This is a genomic window from Isoptericola sp. NPDC056605, assembly GCF_042792795.1.
Taxonomy (GTDB): Bacteria; Actinomycetota; Actinomycetes; order Actinomycetales; family Cellulomonadaceae; genus Isoptericola.
The window spans coordinates 24,760-41,668 of the sequence record NZ_JBHTVT010000011.1; the positions used below are offsets into that span (position 1 = coordinate 24,760).

A 16,909-nucleotide genomic window follows, 5' to 3' on the forward strand; every position below is an offset into this window, starting at 1 on the left:
CGTCACCACGCGAGCTCCAGCATCGCCGTGTTGATACCGGAGCCGACGCCCATGAGCAGCACGCGGTCCCCGGCGCTCAGCGAGTCCTGCTGCTCCACCAGCGTGATGGGCACCGACGCCGGGCCGACGTTCCCGAGGCGCTCGTACGTGGTGGGCACCTTGGCGCGGTCGAGACCGACGGCCTCGACGATGGCGTCGGTGTGCACGCGCGAGACCTGGTGGGTGACGTAGCGGTCCATCGTCGCCCAGTCCCAGTCCGCGACGGCGTCCTTCCAGGCGTCGACGACGAGCTCGAGGCCGCCGTCGAGCAGCGCCTTCGCGTCCGTGAACATGCCCTCGGTGCTGCCCACGCACAGGTCGTGGAACCTCGTGGCGGCGCGCGTGACGCCGCCGAGGACGCGGTGGCCCTCGGGGTGCTCGTCCGTGCGGCCCAGGACGGCCGCGGCGGAGCCCGAGCCGAGGGTGAGGGACGCGAACTCCTGCATGAAGTCGTCGCGGCTGCGGTCCTCGCGCAGCAGCCGCTCGATGGTGCGGTCGTGGATGATGTCGGCGTCCTCGCCGTCGACGACGACGGCGTACCGGACCTGCCCCGACTCGATCATCCCGGCGGCGAGGCTCATGCCGTTGATGAAGCCGAGGCAGGCGTTGGCGACGTCGAAGTTCACGGCCGACGACGGCAGGCCGAGCCCGTGGTGCAGCCGCACCGCGACGGACGGCTCGAGGTGCCGGCGCGTCACGGAGGTGTTGATCAGCAGGCCGACGTCGGCGGCCTCGACACCAGCGACGGCGAGCGCCTCGCGCCCGGCGGCGACGGTCGCGTCGTCCACGTCCTCGTCGGCGGCCCAGGCGCGCCGTTCCCGCACGCCGGCGACGCGCTCGAGCAGCGAGGTGGGGAGCCGCAGGCGCCGCAGCGCGGGGGCGAGCCGCTGCTGCACGGCGGCCGAGGTCCGCACCCCGGCCGGGATCCTGCTGGTCACGGCCAGCAGGGAGACACCTGCGAACCTGGTGGTGGCGTTTCCTGACACACGAGCTCCAGACGACCGGTCGTGCGTGCCGCACGGAGCCGGCTCAGCGACGAGTTGGCGGGGCCGCACGACCCCGGCCCCGCGACGTTACGACGTCCGAGGCCCGCCCGCCGTTCCAACCCCGCGATGTGGGATCGGCCACGCAGGGTTCACCCGGGACGCGCACCGGACGCCCGGACGTCCCTCACGCCGCGCCGAGGACGTCGAGCGTCCACGCGTGCTCGAACGCGATCTCCTCCCAGCGCGCGTAGCGCCCGGAGACGCCGCCGTGCCCGGCGGACATCTCGATCTTCAGCAGCGCCGGGGCGCCGGCGGCCCGCAGCCGCGCGACCCACTTGGCGGGCTCGACGTACAGCACGCGCGTGTCGTGCAGGGACGTCGTGGCCAGGACCCGCGGGTAGGCCGACGCGTCGTCGGGCACGTTCTCGTACGGCGCATACCCCTTCATGCGGCCGTACACCTCGGGATCGTGCAGGGGGTCGCCCCACTCGTCCCACTCGACGACGGTGAGCGGCAGCGTCGGGTCGAGCATCGAGGTGAGCGCGTCGACGAACGGCACGCCGGCGAGCACGCCCGCGAACAGGTCGGGCGCCAGGTTGAGCGCCGCGCCCACGGTGAGCCCGCCCGCGCTGGCGCCGTCGGCCACCATCCGCTCCGGCGACGTCCACCCCGTCTCCACGAGGTGCCGCCCGCACGCGACGAGGTCGCTGAAGGTGTGCTCCTTGGCCGCGAGCTTGCCGTCGTCGTACCAGTGCCGGCCCAGCTCGCCGCCGCCGCGCACGTGCGCGACGGCGAAGACGACGCCACGGTCGAGCAGGCTGAGGCGCGGGACGGAGAAGTACGGGTCGATGCTCGTCTCGTACGCGCCGTACGAGTACAGCAGCAGCGGCGCGGGCTCGGCGCGCGTCCCGGACCCGTCGAGCGTCACCGCGTCGCGCCGCCACACCAGGCTGATCGGCACGCGCGTGCCGTCCTCGGCCGTCGCCCACTCGCGGTGCTGGGCGTAGTCGGCCGGGTCGTAGCCGCCGAGCACGGGCTGCCGCTTGCGCACGTGCCGCTCACCGGTGGCGAGGTCGACGTCCACCACGGTGGCGGGCGTGACGAACGACGTGTGCTGCACCCGCAGCAGCGGCTGCTCCCACGCGGGGTTCGCGTCGAGGGCCACGGAGAACAGCGGCTCGTCGACGTCGATCTCCCGCGCCGTCCACGGCTGGTCCGCGGTGGTGCGCGCGGTGTCGGCAAGGTCCACGACGGCGACGCGCGGCAGCGCCTCGCGCCGCAGGCTCAGCACCACGTGGTGGGCGAAGGCGTCCACGCCCTCGAGCCGCACGTCCGGGTCGTGGGGCACGACGACGCGCGCCTGCGCCGGGTCCAGCGGGGTCGCCGTCGCGCCGTCGCCCGTCGCGGGGACGTCCGTCACGACCAGCTCGAAGTTCTCCGCGCCGTCGTTGTGCAGCACGAGGAGCGCGTCGCGCCCCTCGCCGTCCCCCATCACGGCGTGCTCCACCGTGTACTCGACGTCGTCCCGCCGCTCCCACACGACGCGGAACTCGCCCGTCGGGTCGTCGGCCTCCAGGACGCGCGCCTCGCTGGTCGTCTTGGACCCGGCCTCGATCACCAGGTAGCGGCGCGAGCGCGTGAGCCCGACGCCGATCCAGAACCGCTCGTCGGGCTCCTCCAGCACCAGCACGTCGTCGGACGACGGCGTGCCGACCTCGTGCCGCCAGATCCGGTACGGCCGCCACGCGTCGTCGACCGTGGGGTAGAAGACGTACCGGCCGTCGGGCGTGAGGACGGCGCCCGGGAACGTGTCCTCCACGACGTCGGGCAGGTCCGTGCCCGTGGTCAGGTCGCGCACGCGCAGCGTGAACCGTTCGTCGCCCTGGGTGTCGACGGCGTAGGCCAGCCGCGCGCCGTCCTCGGACACGTCGAACGAGCCGAGGGAGAAGAAGTCGTGGCCCGCGGCCGCGGCGTTCTGGTCGAGCAGCACCTGCTCGCCCGCCGGCACCGTGCCCGCCTCGATGCGCGGGGGCGCCCACTCCCCCGCGGCGGGCACGCGCGCGTGGATCGGGTACTGCCGGCCCTCCTCGGTGCGCGTGTAGTACCAGGCCCCGCCCATCCGCACGGGCACCGACAGGTCGGACTCGAGCGTGCGCGCCTTGATCTCGTCGAAGACCGCCTGCCGCAGCGGCGCCAGGTGCGCCAGCTGCGCCTGCGTCCACGCGTTCTCCGCCTCCAGGTGCGCCAGCACCTCGGGCGAGGACTTGTCGCGCAGCCACTCGTAGTCGTCGACGACCTCGTCGCCGTGGTGACGGCGGACCGTGGGGCGGCGCTCCGCGACGGGAGCGCGGTCGGGGACGGCTCCAGGGGAGGCGTCGTCGGAGGCTTCGAGGTCAGTGGGAGCGGTCAGGTCGTCGGGCACCCGGCCAGCCTAGGTCCGCGGCGGCGAGGCGCGGATTCCGCCCGCGTGATGCCGGACTGTGACCTGGATCTGTCATTTGGGTCACATTTTCGTGGCTACACTCGCGGCACGCTCGCGAAACGCCGGGGATACATGGGGCCTTTAGTGTCCCTGCATCGACGGGGTGAGCGGGCGGAACCCCGGGCTCGCCCCCGGGGGAACGACATCGACACACGGAGGACCCGGCCGATGACGACGGACCGACCGACCAGGGCGATCGCACTGCGCCGCACGGTGGCAGCACTCGCGATCGCCCTCGCACCCGCTGTGCTCGCCTCGCCACCAGCGCAGGCGACGCCGGGGGCAGACGTGGCGCACACCAGCAGCGCCGTCACCAGCACCAGCACAGGAAGTACCACCGGCACGAGGGTCGCGACCACCGTCGCGACCGACTGCAGACCCGACGACTCGACGGCCTGCGTCGCCGTCGTCGTCATGAACGACGCGGGCGACCGGATCGCCGACGCCGAGGTGACCATCACCGGGCCCGGCGGCTTCGACGAGACCGTCACCACCACGGCCGACGCTCCCGTGTCGGTGGCGGTGCCCGAGGTCGGCCGCTACATCCTCACCCTCGACCCCGCGTCCCTGCCTGCGGGCGAGCAGCTGCCGGAAGGCGCGTCGACCGAGCTCCAGGTCACCGCCCAGACCGGCGGCACCGGACGGGCCGCCTTCCGGGTCGGCGGCGAGGCGGTGGCCTCCGAGAGCCCCAGCGCCGAGGCCACCACGGCGGCACCGGGCGGCGACGACGGCACCGACGCGGGCACCGACACCACCACCGAGGGTGACGGCGTCGCGACGGCGCCGGAGGGCGACGCCTCCGAGCGGGCGTTCTCCTGGGGCCAGGTGTGGCAGCAGTTCGGCTCCGGCATCCGCTTCGGCCTGCTGCTCGCGCTCGCGTCCATCGGGCTCAACCTCGTCTTCGGCACCACCGGGATGTCGAACTTCGCCCACGGCGAGCAGTTCGCCCTCGGTGCCGCGCTCGGCTTCATCGCCATCAACCAGATGGGGATGTCGATCTGGGTCGGTGGCCTGCTGACCATCGCCGTCTGCGCCCTCACCGGCGTCGCGCAGGATGCGGCCATCTGGCGCCCGCTACGCCGCAGAGGCACTCCCGTGATGCAGCTGATGATCGTCTCGATCGGGTTGTCGATCACGCTGCAGTACGTGATCCAGCTGCTCATCGGCGGCGGGTCGGAGCGCATCCTGTCGGCCAACCCGCGGCCCCTGACGCTGCTCGGGATCACCCTCAGCACGACGTCGTGGATCTCGATGGCGGTCGCGCTGGTCTGCCTGATCGGCTTCGCGCTCTTCCTCACCCGCACCCGGCTGGGCCGGGCCACCCGCGCCGTGTCCGACAACCCGGCCCTGGCCTCGGCCACCGGCATCGACCCCGACAAGGTGGTCCGCGTCGTGTGGATCCTCGCCACCGCGTTCGCCGCGCTGGCCGGGCTCATGTGGGGCATCTCGTTCGGGTCGTTCAACTGGCAGCTCGGCGTGCAGCTGCTGCTGCTCATGTTCGCGGCCGTGACCCTCGGCGGGCTCGGCACCGCCTTCGGCGCCCTCGTCGGGTCGATCCTCATCGGCCTGGTCGTCGAGCTGTCCAACCTCGTGATCCAGAGCGACCTGCGGTACGCGTCGGCGCTCGTGATCCTCATCCTCGTGCTCCTGATCAGGCCGCAGGGCATCCTGGGCCGCCGCGAGCGGATCGGCTGAAGGGAGACCGACCATGGACGAGTTCCTCAGAATCCTCACCCAGTCGCTCGCCGAGCTCATCGCCCCGACGACGGCGGCCTACGCCGTCGCGGCGATCGGCCTCAACCTGCACTTCGGGTACACGGGCCTGCTCAACATGGGCCAGGCGGGCTTCATGCTGCTCGGCGCGTACGGCTTCGGCATCGCGACGATCGCCGGTGCCCCGTTCTTCGTCGCGCTGCTCGTCGCCCTGATCGCGGGGCTGTTGTTCGCTCTGGTCCTCGGCATCCCGACGCTGCAGCTGCGCGGCGACTACCTGGCGATCGTCACCATCTCCGCCGCGGAGATCATCCGGTGGATCGGGCGGTCCACCTGGTTGCAGGAGTGGACCGGCGGGGCCTCCGGGCTCCAGGGCCGCAACTACAAGGGCACCTTCCAGGACCTGTCACCCCTGCCCGACGGTCGCACGGTGATCGGGCCGCTCGAGTACATCAACACCGGCTCCGACTCCTGGTGGACGCGCCTCTTCGCGTGGGGCGTCGTCGCCCTGGCCCTGCTGTTCGTCTGGCTCATCACCCGCAGCCCGTGGGGCCGCGTCCTCAAGGGCATCCGCGAGGACGAGGACGCCGTGCGGGCGCTCGGCAAGAACGTGTACTCGTACAAGCTGCAGTCGCTGGTGCTGGGCGGCATGCTCGGCGCGCTCGGCGGCGTCCTCTACGTGCTGCCGATCACCATCGCCCCGGACGCGATGGGGCGCACCATGACGTTCTTCGTGTGGACCGTGCTGCTGCTCGGCGGGGCCGCGACCGTCTTCGGCCCGGTGCTCGGCGCGATGATCTTCTTCGGCGCCTACATGTTCATGCGCACCGGGATGCGCGCCCTGTCCGAGAACACCGGGGTGGGAGAGATCATCAGCACCACCAACGTGGAGCAGATCGGCGGCATGCTGGTGGGTATCACCCTCATGCTCCTCGTGATCTTCAGGCCGCAGGGCATCCTCGGTAACAAGAAGGAGCTGGCCTTCAATGTCCGCTGACATGTCCGAAGAGACCACAGCCGGCGACCAGCCCGAGTCCGTCGTCGACGCGGCGGCCGCGGCCGCCGTCGCCCCCACCTCCGCCGTCGCCGCCGAGGCGCGCGACGACCTCGCGCAGGTCGAGCCCGTCGTCGGGGCGCCCAAGCCGGACGCCATCCTCGTGGCCGACGACGTCGTGCGCCGCTTCGGCGGCATGACGGCGGTCGACGTCGCACACCTCGAGGTGCAGCGCGGCGCCATCACGGCGCTCATCGGCCCCAACGGCGCCGGCAAGACGACGTTCTTCAACCTGCTCACCGGCTTCGACACCCCCGAGAGCGGGCGCTGGAGCTTCGAGGGGAAGTCGCTCGCCGGCAAGAGCGGGGCTCGCGTCGCCCAGCAGGGGATGGTGCGCACGTTCCAGCTCACCAAGGCGCTGTCGCGGCTCACGGTGCTGCAGAACATGCTGCTCGCGTCCCCGAAGAACCCCGGCGAGCGCTTCTGGCTCTCCTGGCTGCCGTTCACCTGGCAGGGGCACGAGAAGGCCGCCACCGAGAAGGCGATGGAGATCCTCGCCCGGTTCAAGCTCGACGCGAAGGCCGACGACTTCGCCGGGTCGCTGTCCGGCGGGCAGCGCAAGCTGCTCGAGATGGCGCGCGCCCTCATGACCGACCCGACGATGATCATGCTCGACGAGCCGATGGCGGGCGTGAACCCCGCCCTCGTGCAGTCCCTCCTGGGGCACGTGCAGGCGCTGCGGGACGAGGGCATGACGGTCCTGTTCGTCGAGCACGACATGCATGCCGTGCGGCACATCTCCGACTGGGTGGTGGTGATGGCGGAGGGCCGGATCGTGGCCGAGGGCCCGCCGGCGACCGTCATGCAGGACCAGGCCGTGGTCGACGCGTACCTCGGCGCCCACCACGACACCGACCTGGGCGACGACTCCCTGCTCGACCCCGAGATCCTGGCCCGCCTCGAGGCCGAGGAGGAGAAGCGATGAGCGACACCTCGACACTCACGACCCCCGCGCACCCCGGCGGCGTCCCCGAGGGGAAGGAGCTCCTGCTGCGGGCCGACAACCTCGTCGCGGGCTACCTGCCCGGGGTGCACATCCTCGACGGCTGCTCGATCGAGGTGGGCAAGGGCGAGCTGGTCGGCATCATCGGCCCCAACGGTGCCGGCAAGTCCACACTGCTCAAGGCGTTGTTCGGGCTGGTCAAGATCCACTCCGGCACCGTGACCCTCGGCGGTGAGGACATCACCGGGATGAAGGCGAACACCCTCGTGGCGCGCGGCGTCGGGTTCGTGCCGCAGACCAACAACGTCTTCCCGTCGTTGTCGGTCGAGGAGAACATGCGGATGGGGGTGTACCTGCGCCCAAGGGTCTTCGACGAGCGCTGGTCGTTCATCCGCGACCTGTTCCCCGTGCTGCACGAGCGCCGCACCCAGCGGGCGGGCGCCATGTCCGGAGGCGAGCGGCAGATGGTGGCCATGGCCCGGGCGCTCATGATGAACCCGTCGGTGCTGCTGCTCGACGAGCCCTCGGCAGGCCTGTCCCCGGTGCGTCAGGACGAGACGTTCCTGCGCACCCGGATGATCAACAAGGCCGGCGTGTCGATCATCATGGTGGAGCAGAACGCCCGCCGCTGCCTGCAGATCTGCGATCGCGGCTACGTGCTCGACCAGGGCAAGGACGCGTACACCGGCACGGGGCGCGAGCTGCAGTCCGACCCGAAGGTCATCTCCCTGTACCTCGGCTCCCTCGCCGAGGACACGAAGTAGCCCCACCCCCGCCGAGGTAGTTCGCATCGCGCCGAGGTAGTTCGATTCGGGCCGAGGTAGTTCGGGCCCGGCCAGGGAGGCACCTCGCGAGTACGGCGGCGGCCGCTCAACAGAGCAGCCGCCGCCGTTGCCGCGGGAGGATCGGTCGTCGTTCAGGCGGTCAGCCCGAGCAAGGCACGACGCCGAGCGACGAGGTACGCGCGGCGCAGGCGCTGCTCCAGCGCCGCCAGGTCGTCCAGCTCCTCCCACCGGACCCGGACGACCATCCACCCGGCGGCCTCGAGCGCACTCTGCCGAGCCTCTTCGCCGCGGAGCACGCGCTCGACGTCGACGTCGTCGTACTTGACCAGTCCGTCGAACTCCACAGCGAGGCGAACGTCCGCCCAGCCCAGATCGACGTAGAACGTCCCCCGCACGGTCGGCACCTCGAGCTGGCACTCGGGTCGCGGTAGCCCGACGTCCGAGGCAGCGAGCCTCGTCACCGTCTCTCCTGGCGACCCCGAGCGCGGGTCGCACAGGTCGAGGATCTCTCGTGCCTGGACGACGCCCCGCTTGCCCCGGGACGCGGACACGATGCGGGAGACCTCCGCCGGGTCGGCACCGCGGCGGAACAGCGAGTCGCACGCGACCAGCGCGCCGTCGCGCGGGAGGGCACGGATGCAGTCGACCAGCGTGCGCGCGAGCGACGTCACCGGGATGCCGCGGACGTCGGCCCGGTCCTGCTGCGGCATCGGCGTGTGGTGACGACGCACCGACGGTTCGCCCTCCCCGTCCACGTGGGGGTTCCCTTCGCGCGTGAGATGCACGAGCTGCGGCGTGCGATACGTCCACGCCCCGTGAAGCATCGCCGCGGTCTCGTGGCTGAACCACAGCGGCGCCGCGGTGCCGTCTGCCACCTCGCGCACCAGGGCGAGGATCGCCTCCTCGTGAGAGGGCGGCACGACGACGTCGTCGGCCGGGACGAGCTCCAGCGCGTCCGGCACGAGGGGCGGGTGCGTGGCGTCTGCCGAGAGCATCGTGGGCAACGGCGAGCCGGGAGCGTTCATGCTGTCGAGGATTCCGGTGATGCGCCTGATCGCAGGAAGGTGTTCGGCCTCTCTCATGGATGAACCGTCGCGCGACGACCCTGCCGAATGCGGCTTTCCTCCCTCGCGGATCGGCTGTTCGTGGACAAGCCCTGCCTGTGGGCAGCGTCTGAGGCGCAGAGATCTGGGACAACGTCCTCGGACTACCTCGCGGAGGTTTGAACTACCTCGGCACGACACGTGCTACCTCGGCACGATCTGGACTACCTCGGCACGACACGTGCTCCCTCGGCACGACACGTGCTCCCTCGGCACGATCCGGACTACCTCGGCACGACGACGGCCCGGCCGCTCTGTGCGAGCGTCCGGGCCGTCGTCGTGCCGAGGTCAGCGAGCGAGGATCACTCCTCGATCTTGCCCTCGATCTGCCGCTGGTAGGTGTAGGTGTTGTCGGCGCCGTACTTGTAGATGCCGATGAACGCGGACGTCGGGTCGTTCGAGTCGTTGAGCGGCCCGATGCCGGACTTGCCGACGTAGTTGATGTCGTCGCCGGCCTCGAGCGCCTTGACGCCCTCCTCGAACGACGTGACCTCGGTGCCGCCGTCGGCACCCGACACCGCACGGATGTTCTTCGAGATCGTGGCGCCGTCGGTGCCGTCGCCCTTGACCGCCGCGAGCGCGGCGAGGACGACAGCGTCGTACGACTCGGCGGAGTAGGAGAAGTCGTTGAGCTCGCCGCTCTCGTTCTCCGAGTACCACGTCTGCAGCTGCTCGCGGAAGGCGTCGTCGGCCTGCGCGCCGGGCAGCGTGCCCTGGACGCCCTCGAGGGTGCCCGGGTCGAAGTCGTCGCCGTAGTTGGAGAGGTTGCCGTCGACGAAGTACGTGGTGCCGTCGAAGTCCCAGCCCTGCGCCACGAGCTCGTTGACGATGGCGGTGGTCTCCTCGAACGCGACGATCGAGATGGCGTCGGGCTTCTGCGCGAGCAGGTCGGTCACCTGGGCGCCGAAGTTCGTCTCGCCCGGCGCGAACTCGTGGCCCTCGCCGTTGCCGCCGTAGACCGCCTCGCAACCACCGGCCTCGAGCGCCTCCTGGATGTAGTCGCGCAGGCCGTTGCCGTAGGCCTCGTTCTGCACGAGGAAGCCGACCTTGCAGTGGCCGTCACCCATGATGAGGTCGGCGTGCGCCGGCCCCTGGACCGTGTCGGGCGGTGCCGTCCGGGCGAAGAACTCGCCGTACCCCGACAGGTCCGCCGCCGTGTTCGCGGGCGAGATCTGCATGACGCTGGCCTCGGCGAACTGGTCGACCACGCCGAGCGACACCGCGGAGGACGCCGCGCCGATGGCGACGGAGACGCCCTTGCCGATGAGGTCGGTCGCCGTGCTGGTCGCCACCGAGAGGTCGGTGCTGTCGCCGGAGTCGCCCCACTCGACGCTGACGTCGTTGCCGAGGACGCCGCCGGCGGCGTTGATGTCGTCGATCGCCAGACCGACGCCGGCGATCTCCGGCGGCCCGAGGAAGGCGAGGGTGCCCGTGACCGGCAGGATCGTGCCGATCTTCAACGGCTCGGCCGAGCCGCCGCCGCCCTCGCTGCTGTCGCCGCTCCCGCCGTCGGACGAGGCGCAGGCTGCGAGGCCGAGGCTGAGGACTGCCGCGAGGGCCAAGCCCTTGGCGGCCGTGGTGCGTCGGATCATGCTGTTCCCCTTTTGGAGGTAGGACATTCGCGGCTCAACACCGCATTCAGTGCCGCTGAACGTAGCGAGACTGTATGTCGCCGACGTGTCGCGCGGGTCACTCCCTGCAGATCGTGACGAACCTGTTATCTAGGTCACACTCGGCCTCTCGCGGCCCCGCATCAGGCGCGGAACTGCGTGAACGACGCGGTGACCGGGTCCGCCCCCGTGCGCCCCTCGACACCGGACTCCAGGGCGTCGATCGACGCCACCTGCGCGGCCGACAGCTCGAACGAGAAGACGTCCAGGTTCGTGGCCTGCCGCTCGGCGGACAGCGACTTGGGGATGACGATCCGCCCCTGCTGCACCGCCCACCGCAGCACGACCTGCGCGGGCGTGACGCCGAGCTCCGTCGCGGCGGCGACGACGGCCGGCGCGTCCAGGTCGGCCCCGCGACCGAGCGGCGAGTACGCCTCGACGGCGACGCCGAGATCGCGGCAGCGCTGCTGCACCGCGGCCTGCTGGAAGGTGGGGTGCACCTCGACCTGGTTCACCGCGGGCACGACGTCGGTCTCCGCGACGAGACGGTCGAGGTGCTCGACCAGGAAGTTGGACACCCCGATCGCGCGCACGGCGCCCTCGGCGAGCAGTTTCTCGAACGCGCGCCACGTCTCGACGTACAGGTCCTTGCTCGGCACCGGCCAGTGGATCAGGTACAGGTCGACCTGGTCGACGCCGAGCGCGCGGCGGGAGTCCTCGAACGCGCGCAGCGCCTGCTCGTGCCCCTGGTCCCCGTTGCGGAGCTTGGTGGTGACGAAGACGTCCTCGCGGGGGAGGCCCGACGCGCGCAGCGCCGCGCCGACGCCCGCCTCGTTGTAGTAGCCGGCGGCGGTGTCGACGTGCCGGTAGCCGAGCTCGAGCGCCTGCTCGACGTTGGCCTGGGTGCCGTCGTCGGGCACCTGGAAGACACCGAGACCGACCTGGGGGATCTCGACGTCGCCGGACAGGGGCAGGGAGGGCACGGGGGAAGTGGTCATGACACCTTTGTATCGGCCGCCCCCGACCTCGCGTCCACCGGGGTGACCACCCTGTGGACAGCCCGTGCGGCAACACTGGTGCCCGTGCTCGCGCTCGCGTACCGTTGTCCCCGTTGCAGTGCCTCGCTCGATCCGGACGGTTCCCGTCCGCGCCACGGCGATCGCATCGGAAGGACTGGTGCGGTCACCCGGCGGACCTTGGTCTCAAGAGTTGACGACGATTCACCGTGATGCGCGATCTCGACGGTCGAGGTCGTCGACACCTCTTGAAGGAGTAAGCATGGCCACCGGAACCGTGAAGTGGTTCAACAGCGAGAAGGGCTACGGCTTCATCGCCCCCGAGGACGGCTCGGCCGACGTGTTCGTCCACTTCTCCGCCATCCAGTCCCAGGGCTACCGGTCCCTGGACGAGGAGCAGCGCGTGGAGTTCGACGTCACGCAGGGCCCGAAGGGCCCGCAGGCGGAGAACGTCCGCCCGCTCTGATCTCGCTCCCGGCCGGCTGACGCCGGCCGCGTGAGTCGCACGGCCCGCACCTCGCTCGTCGGGGTGCGGGCCGTCGTCGTTGGCGGGAACGCCCGCCCCGACGCGATCGTTGAACCGTCATGGGATTCCTCGACCGACTCCTCGGCAGAACTCACGACGAGCGCACGTACCACGGCGTGCCAGGCCGGCCCGACGACGCCCGGCCGCACTCGGGTGAGGCGCCGGGGAAGCACGGCTACGCGCCGTACCCCGGCCAGCAGCCCGCCGGCCGGCCCGGCGCCGGCGGCCCCGCCGCACACCGCGACCCCGACGAGGTGGCCGTCGAGCGCTACCGCTACCTGCTGCGCACCGCGCCGCCGGACGCCGTCGAGCAGGCGCACGCCGAGGCGTTCGCCCGCCTGACGCCGGAGCAGCGGCGCCGCGTGCTCGAGGACGTCGGCTCGGGCCTCCCCGCGAACGAGCGGGCCACCTCCGACGACCCGCAGTCCCTCGCCCGCATGGCCACCCGGGCCGAGATGCGCCGGCCCGGCACGCTGGAGCGGTCGTTCCGCGGCCAGGGCGGCTCCGGCGCGCGTGGTCCGGGCTTCGGCTCGATGGTCGGCTCCAGCCTGCTCGGCACCGTCGCGGGCGTGGTCATCGGCTCGGCCGTGGCGAACGCCCTCTTCGGCCCGGCCTTCGGCGACCCGTCGCAGGACTTCGCCGGCGACGCCGGCTCCGAGGCGGGAGCCGAGGGCGGCGAGGCCGGGGGCGACGCAGGGGCGGACGCCGGCGGCGACGCCGGGTACTCGGAGGCCTCGGGCGCCGACCCCGGGTACGACGGCGGCGGCGACGCGGGCGGCTTCGGCGACTTCGGCGGGGACTTCGGCGGAGGCGACTTCGGCGGGTTCTAGACCGCCCGCTCGCACAGCCCGAGGAAGGCGCCGAGGCGGCCGAGCCCCTCGGGGGTGTGCGGCAGGTAGTCCGTGAGCTCGGGCGACCGCACGACGATCGCGCACCACTGCCCGCGGGAGACGGCCACGTTGACGCGGTGCCGGGACAGCAGGAACCCGGTGCCGCGCGGGACGTCGTGCGGGGAGGACGCCGCGAGCGTGACGATCGCGACGGGCGCCTCGGTGCCCTGGAACCGGTCCACCGTGCCCACCCGCACGCCGTCGAGCCCGGCGCCGTCGAGCGCGCGCCGCACGGCCCACACCTGGGCGTTGTAGGCGGCGAGCACGACGACGTCACGCGGCTCCAGCGGGCGTGCGGGCTGCCCGGCACCCGGGGTCCAGGCACGCCCGACGACGCCTGCCGCCTGCCGCACCACCTCCTGCGCCTCCTCGGGCGACGCGACGCCGCGGCCCACGTGCCGGACGGGCACGTGGTGCACTCCGGGGGCCACGCCGTCGAGCCGGCGCCGGGCCGCGGTCTCGTGGGCCCCCAGCCGCCCCTCGTACGCGAGCTGGGACACCGCCTCGCAGAGGGCGGGGTGCATCCGCCACGACCGCGCCAGGAAGTAGCCGAGCCCCGGCGGCAGCACGTCGCGGCCGTCCGCGAGCCAGCCGAGCGCCGACCGGTCGACGGGCTCGGGGTGACGCCCGCGGCTGACCTGCGGCAGCTGCTGCGGGTCCCCCAGGAGCAGCAGGCGACGTGCGGACCGGGAGACCGCGATCGTGGACGCGAGGGAGAACTGGCCGGCCTCGTCCACGACCAGCAGGTCGAGGTCGTCGTCCGGCCAGCGGCCGGGGTGCGCGAAGTCCCAGGCCGTGCCGCCGACGACGCCCGGGCCGCGGCGGGAGAACTCGGCCAGGTCGTCGCCCGGCAGCTCCGCGCACACCGCGGCGTCCGACGGGGCGTGCGGGGCCCCGTCGGACGGCCGCTTCCTGGCTACCCGCTCGGCGGGGACGCCGGCCTTCTCGACGACGGCGCGCAGCATGTTCTCCACCGCCGCGTGCGACTGCGCGACGACGCCCACCCGCCAGCCCTCGGCGACCAGCGCTGCGACGACGTGCGAGCCGACGTGCGTCTTGCCGCTGCCGGGCGGCCCCTGTACCGCGAGGTAGGAGCGGTCGAGGTCGCGCGTCGCGGCGAGCACCGCGGTGGTGAAGTCGCCGTCGACGACGTCGGGCAGCGCCCCTCCCCCGGTCAGACGCGGTGGCCGGCGGCGCAGCAGGTCCGTGGCCGGGCCGTCGGGCAGCGCGCGATCGGTATCCCACGCCGCGAGCGCGCGCGTCGCCGCGTCCTCGAGCGCCTGCTCCTGCGGGTCGGCGCGCGGCCCGCTCGACGGCGTGAGCGCCATCGGCAGGGCGTCGAACGTCTCCGCGCCGACACGGACCTGCTCGCGCAGCAGCAGGACGTCGCGCTCACCCGCCTCGGTCTGCCGCCGGACGGCGTCGACGATCGTCGCGCCGCCGTGGAACCCGCGCACGGCGTTCGCCGGCACGGTCACCGCGTCGGGCGCGGGGTCGTCGTAGAGGACGAACGGCACCGCGCCGGCACCCAGCTCGGAGCCCTCCGACAGCCGGCCGACCAGCTCCAGCACCCGCGCCGGCGCGCGCCGCCCGTCCTCGACGAGCCAGTCCTGGACCACGGTCGCGCGTTCCACGTGAAACGTGTTCCGGCGGCCCTGCCACTCGTCCGGCGGCAGCTCGAGCCGCGAGTAGTGCTCGTGCCAGAACGGCTTGCTCTCCCGGCGCCAGTAGCCCAGCGACGCGCCGATCATCGCGAGCGCCTGCGCCTCGTCGTCGCGGGCGCCGCGGTCCTCGCCGACCCGCTCGCGCACCTCGGCCTCCAGGCCCAGCCGCCGCTCGCGCGACTCGCGCGCCACCGCCTGCCGCGGCGTCTCCGGGGCGGGCTCGACCGGCTCGGTGGGCTCGACCGGCGACGGGACCGCAGCCTCGGCCGAGGGGGTGCCCTCGGCGGCCCGGGCGTCGACCACGTCGGCCGCCCCGCGCAGCCAGTCGAACAGCCGCAGGGTGGAGACGCAGTCGTACCGGTTGTAGTCGGCGATGTCGCGCAGCAGGGCGTCGGCCTCGCCGCCGCGGCCGGCGTCGCGCAGGGCCGTGTACTCGGCGTAGGCGACGATGGACGCCGCCGCGGTGGTGACGTCGCCCGACCGCAGCTCGTCGCCCATGTACAGCGGCTCGAGCTTCTTGATCGACTTGGAGCGGTCGGAGATCCGCAGCGACGACCGCACGACGGCGTAGAGGTCCACCAGCACGCCGTCGCGCAGCAGCTGGTCCACCTCCTCCTCGTAGACGCCGTGCCGGGCGGCGATGGACAGCAGGTGCACCCGCTCGTACGACGCGTAGTGGTAGACGTGCAGGTCCGGGTACCGTCGCCGCCGCTCGGCGAGGTAGTCCACGAAGTCGACCAGGGCCTGCCGTTCCTGTGCCAGGTCGTGGGCCCAGAACGCGCGGAACGGCGGGGCCTCCCCCGCGGCGTCGGGCCGCTCGACCAGGCCGAACAGGTAGTCGAGCCCGGTCTGCTGCCCCCACTGCTCGCCCTGCGGGTCGGACCACAGAGGGTCGCCCTCGAAGTCGAAGAAGACGTCGCCCGGGCTGGGCGGCGGCAGCCGGCGCACCGCGGACGTGTCGGGCAGCTGCCAGCGGATCGTGGCGGGCTCGCCGTGGTCGTCGTAGGCCACCTCGCCGTCCCACTCCCCCGTGCCGAGCTGCAGCCGTGCCTGGTCGCGCACGCGGTCGAAGCCGCGGGCCGGCATCCCGGCGGGCGGGTCCTCGGCCTTCGCGAGCTCGTCGATGGTGGTGATGCCGCCCGCGAGGAGGCGTGCACGCTGCTGCTCGTAGACACCCCCGACGAGCAGGACGTCGCGGTGCGCGGCAGCCTCCTCGGCACAGGCGGGGCACCGGCCGCAGGCGGTGAACCGCTCGTCGCCCCAGGCCAGGGGGCCGTCGTCGGCACGGTGCGCGGCGACGACCTCCCGCAGCCGGGCCCGCCGCTGCTGGAGCACGGGCAACAGCTCGGCGAGCCGGTGGGAGCTGGTGACGCGGGTGCCGAGCACCAGGTGGACGGTGTCCGTCGGGTCGACGTGCGCGGCGGCGAGCTGGTCGGCGTACGCCGCGAGCTGCAGCAGCGCGGTCACCTTGGCCCGCCGCGCCAGCTTGGTCTCGAGGACGGCGTAGCGCGGCAGCGCGGCGGCGGCATGCTCCCCCGGACGCCCCGGACCGACGTCCAGGTCGCCCAGCGGGTCGCGGACCAGGAAGTCGGCACGGCCGTGGAACTCGCCGTCGAAGAACGTCGCCTGCGCGACGACGTCCGCACCCGCCTCGATCGCCGCGAGGGTCGCGCCGTGCGCCGCCTCCAGCCCCTCCCGCGTGAGCCGGGCCGGCGGCCCGACCTCGACGACACCGCCCGGCCCGCCGTCCGAGCGCCCGAACCGGGCCACGTACTCGTCCAGCACCCGGCGCTCGTGCGCGTCGCCCAGGGCCGCGGTCCGCTCGAGCATCACGTCAGCCTCGCGCTCGCGCCGCGGCACCCGGCCGAACAGCTCGTCGAGGCGGCGCAGCAGCCGGAACTCGCACTCGGCGGCCACGACCAGGTCGCTCGCGGAGTGCACGACGGCGGGTTCGCCGCCGCCTTCGGTGGTGCGGTCCGCGTCCAGGAGGAACATGCCCCCGGTCTACCAGCGGCGACCGACAGTCCTTGGCCCGGCTCGTGGCCGGCACCGCTCGATCGCTTGCATGCAAGTTGGATGCAAGCGTAGGTTGCCTCGG

12 protein-coding genes are annotated in these 16,909 nt (G+C 72.8%); 6 read left to right on the plus strand and 6 right to left on the minus strand.

Features of this window, described 5'->3' with window-relative positions:
- Nucleotides 1-2 precede the first annotated feature (2 nt).
- Together ACFQ8Y_RS12630 and ACFQ8Y_RS12635 are read right to left on the minus strand one after the other, a co-directional pair.
- The gene (locus ACFQ8Y_RS12630) at nt 3-1,025 is read right to left on the minus strand and encodes a 3-oxoacyl-ACP synthase III (RefSeq protein ID WP_430550926.1); all 1,023 of its coding nucleotides are present in this window, start codon (nt 1,023-1,025) and stop codon (nt 3-5) included.
- 184 nt (nt 1,026-1,209) lie between these two features.
- Nucleotides 1,210-3,435 (minus strand): S9 family peptidase, encoded by a 2,226-nt coding sequence (locus ACFQ8Y_RS12635; protein WP_430585733.1) that lies wholly within the window; start codon nt 3,433-3,435, stop codon nt 1,210-1,212.
- Nucleotides 3,436-3,675: 240 nt separating this feature from the next.
- Here ACFQ8Y_RS12635 and ACFQ8Y_RS12640 point away from each other — a divergent pair, with 240 nt between their 5' ends.
- Genes ACFQ8Y_RS12640 through ACFQ8Y_RS12655 form a run of 4 tightly spaced genes read left to right on the plus strand, consistent with a single transcriptional unit; the run spans nt 3,676 to nt 7,981 of the window.
- Entirely contained in the window at nt 3,676-5,202 is a 1,527-nt protein-coding gene (locus ACFQ8Y_RS12640) for a branched-chain amino acid ABC transporter permease (RefSeq protein ID WP_430550925.1), read from the plus strand.
- Between the two features lie 13 nt (nt 5,203-5,215).
- On the plus strand, nt 5,216-6,217 hold the full coding sequence (locus tag ACFQ8Y_RS12645) for a branched-chain amino acid ABC transporter permease (protein ID WP_430564421.1): 1,002 nt from the start codon (nt 5,216-5,218) through the stop codon (nt 6,215-6,217).
- Between the two features lies 1 nt (nt 6,218).
- Complete coding sequence (locus ACFQ8Y_RS12650) at nt 6,219-7,199, plus strand: ABC transporter ATP-binding protein (protein ID WP_430585658.1); 981 nt, start codon at nt 6,219-6,221, stop codon at nt 7,197-7,199.
- A complete protein-coding gene (locus ACFQ8Y_RS12655; protein WP_430550922.1) occupies nt 7,196-7,981 on the plus strand; it encodes an ABC transporter ATP-binding protein in 786 nt (261 codons plus the stop codon). Before ACFQ8Y_RS12650 ends, ACFQ8Y_RS12655 begins: the two co-directional genes overlap by 4 nt.
- A 152-nt stretch (nt 7,982-8,133) precedes the next feature.
- On the opposite strand, the gene ACFQ8Y_RS12660 is transcribed toward ACFQ8Y_RS12655, so the two are convergent.
- The 3 genes from ACFQ8Y_RS12660 to ACFQ8Y_RS12670 all read right to left on the minus strand — a co-directional run bounded on the left by ACFQ8Y_RS12660 (nt 8,134) and on the right by ACFQ8Y_RS12670 (nt 11,713).
- Nucleotides 8,134-9,027: a hypothetical protein gene (locus ACFQ8Y_RS12660; RefSeq protein WP_430564422.1), complete on the minus strand. Its 894-nt coding sequence runs from the start codon at nt 9,025-9,027 to the stop codon at nt 8,134-8,136.
- Between the two features lie 380 nt (nt 9,028-9,407).
- Entirely contained in the window at nt 9,408-10,697 is a 1,290-nt protein-coding gene (locus tag ACFQ8Y_RS12665; protein ID WP_430550920.1) for an ABC transporter substrate-binding protein, read from the minus strand.
- Nucleotides 10,698-10,858: 161 nt separating this feature from the next.
- Complete coding sequence (locus tag ACFQ8Y_RS12670; RefSeq protein ID WP_430585659.1) at nt 10,859-11,713, minus strand: aldo/keto reductase; 855 nt, start codon at nt 11,711-11,713, stop codon at nt 10,859-10,861.
- A 280-nt stretch (nt 11,714-11,993) separates the two neighbouring features.
- Between ACFQ8Y_RS12670 and ACFQ8Y_RS12675 the strand changes: the two genes are divergently transcribed.
- Both ACFQ8Y_RS12675 and ACFQ8Y_RS12680 read left to right on the plus strand, forming a co-directional pair.
- A complete protein-coding gene (locus ACFQ8Y_RS12675; RefSeq protein ID WP_079576569.1) occupies nt 11,994-12,197 on the plus strand; it encodes a transcription antiterminator/RNA stability regulator CspE in 204 nt (67 codons plus the stop codon).
- A gap of 119 nt (nt 12,198-12,316) precedes the next feature.
- Nucleotides 12,317-13,087 carry a hypothetical protein gene (locus ACFQ8Y_RS12680; RefSeq protein ID WP_430585660.1) on the plus strand — a complete coding sequence of 257 codons (771 nt, stop codon included), beginning with the start codon at nt 12,317-12,319 and terminating at the stop codon, nt 13,085-13,087.
- On the opposite strand, the gene ACFQ8Y_RS12685 is transcribed toward ACFQ8Y_RS12680, so the two are convergent.
- Nucleotides 13,084-16,806 (minus strand): TM0106 family RecB-like putative nuclease, encoded by a 3,723-nt coding sequence (locus ACFQ8Y_RS12685; protein ID WP_430585661.1) that lies wholly within the window; start codon nt 16,804-16,806, stop codon nt 13,084-13,086. The two genes, ACFQ8Y_RS12680 and ACFQ8Y_RS12685, sit on opposite strands and share 4 nt — an antisense overlap.
- Nucleotides 16,807-16,909 lie beyond the last annotated feature (103 nt).

Coding starts and splice junctions, on each gene's coding strand:
- ACFQ8Y_RS12665 (WP_430550920.1), bottom strand. CDS start 10,697: ATGATCCGACGCACCACGGCCGCCAAGGGCTTGGCCCTCGCGGCAGTC.
- ACFQ8Y_RS12645 (WP_430564421.1), top strand. CDS start 5,216: ATGGACGAGTTCCTCAGAATCCTCACCCAGTCGCTCGCCGAGCTCATC.
- ACFQ8Y_RS12680 (WP_430585660.1), top strand. CDS start 12,317: ATGGGATTCCTCGACCGACTCCTCGGCAGAACTCACGACGAGCGCACG.
- ACFQ8Y_RS12670 (WP_430585659.1), bottom strand. CDS start 11,713: ATGACCACTTCCCCCGTGCCCTCCCTGCCCCTGTCCGGCGACGTCGAG.
- ACFQ8Y_RS12655 (WP_430550922.1), top strand. CDS start 7,196: ATGAGCGACACCTCGACACTCACGACCCCCGCGCACCCCGGCGGCGTC.
- ACFQ8Y_RS12640 (WP_430550925.1), top strand. CDS start 3,676: ATGACGACGGACCGACCGACCAGGGCGATCGCACTGCGCCGCACGGTG.
- ACFQ8Y_RS12685 (WP_430585661.1), bottom strand. CDS start 16,806: ATGTTCCTCCTGGACGCGGACCGCACCACCGAAGGCGGCGGCGAACCC.
- ACFQ8Y_RS12650 (WP_430585658.1), top strand. CDS start 6,219: ATGTCCGAAGAGACCACAGCCGGCGACCAGCCCGAGTCCGTCGTCGAC.
- ACFQ8Y_RS12660 (WP_430564422.1), bottom strand. CDS start 9,027: ATGAACGCTCCCGGCTCGCCGTTGCCCACGATGCTCTCGGCAGACGCC.
- ACFQ8Y_RS12675 (WP_079576569.1), top strand. CDS start 11,994: ATGGCCACCGGAACCGTGAAGTGGTTCAACAGCGAGAAGGGCTACGGC.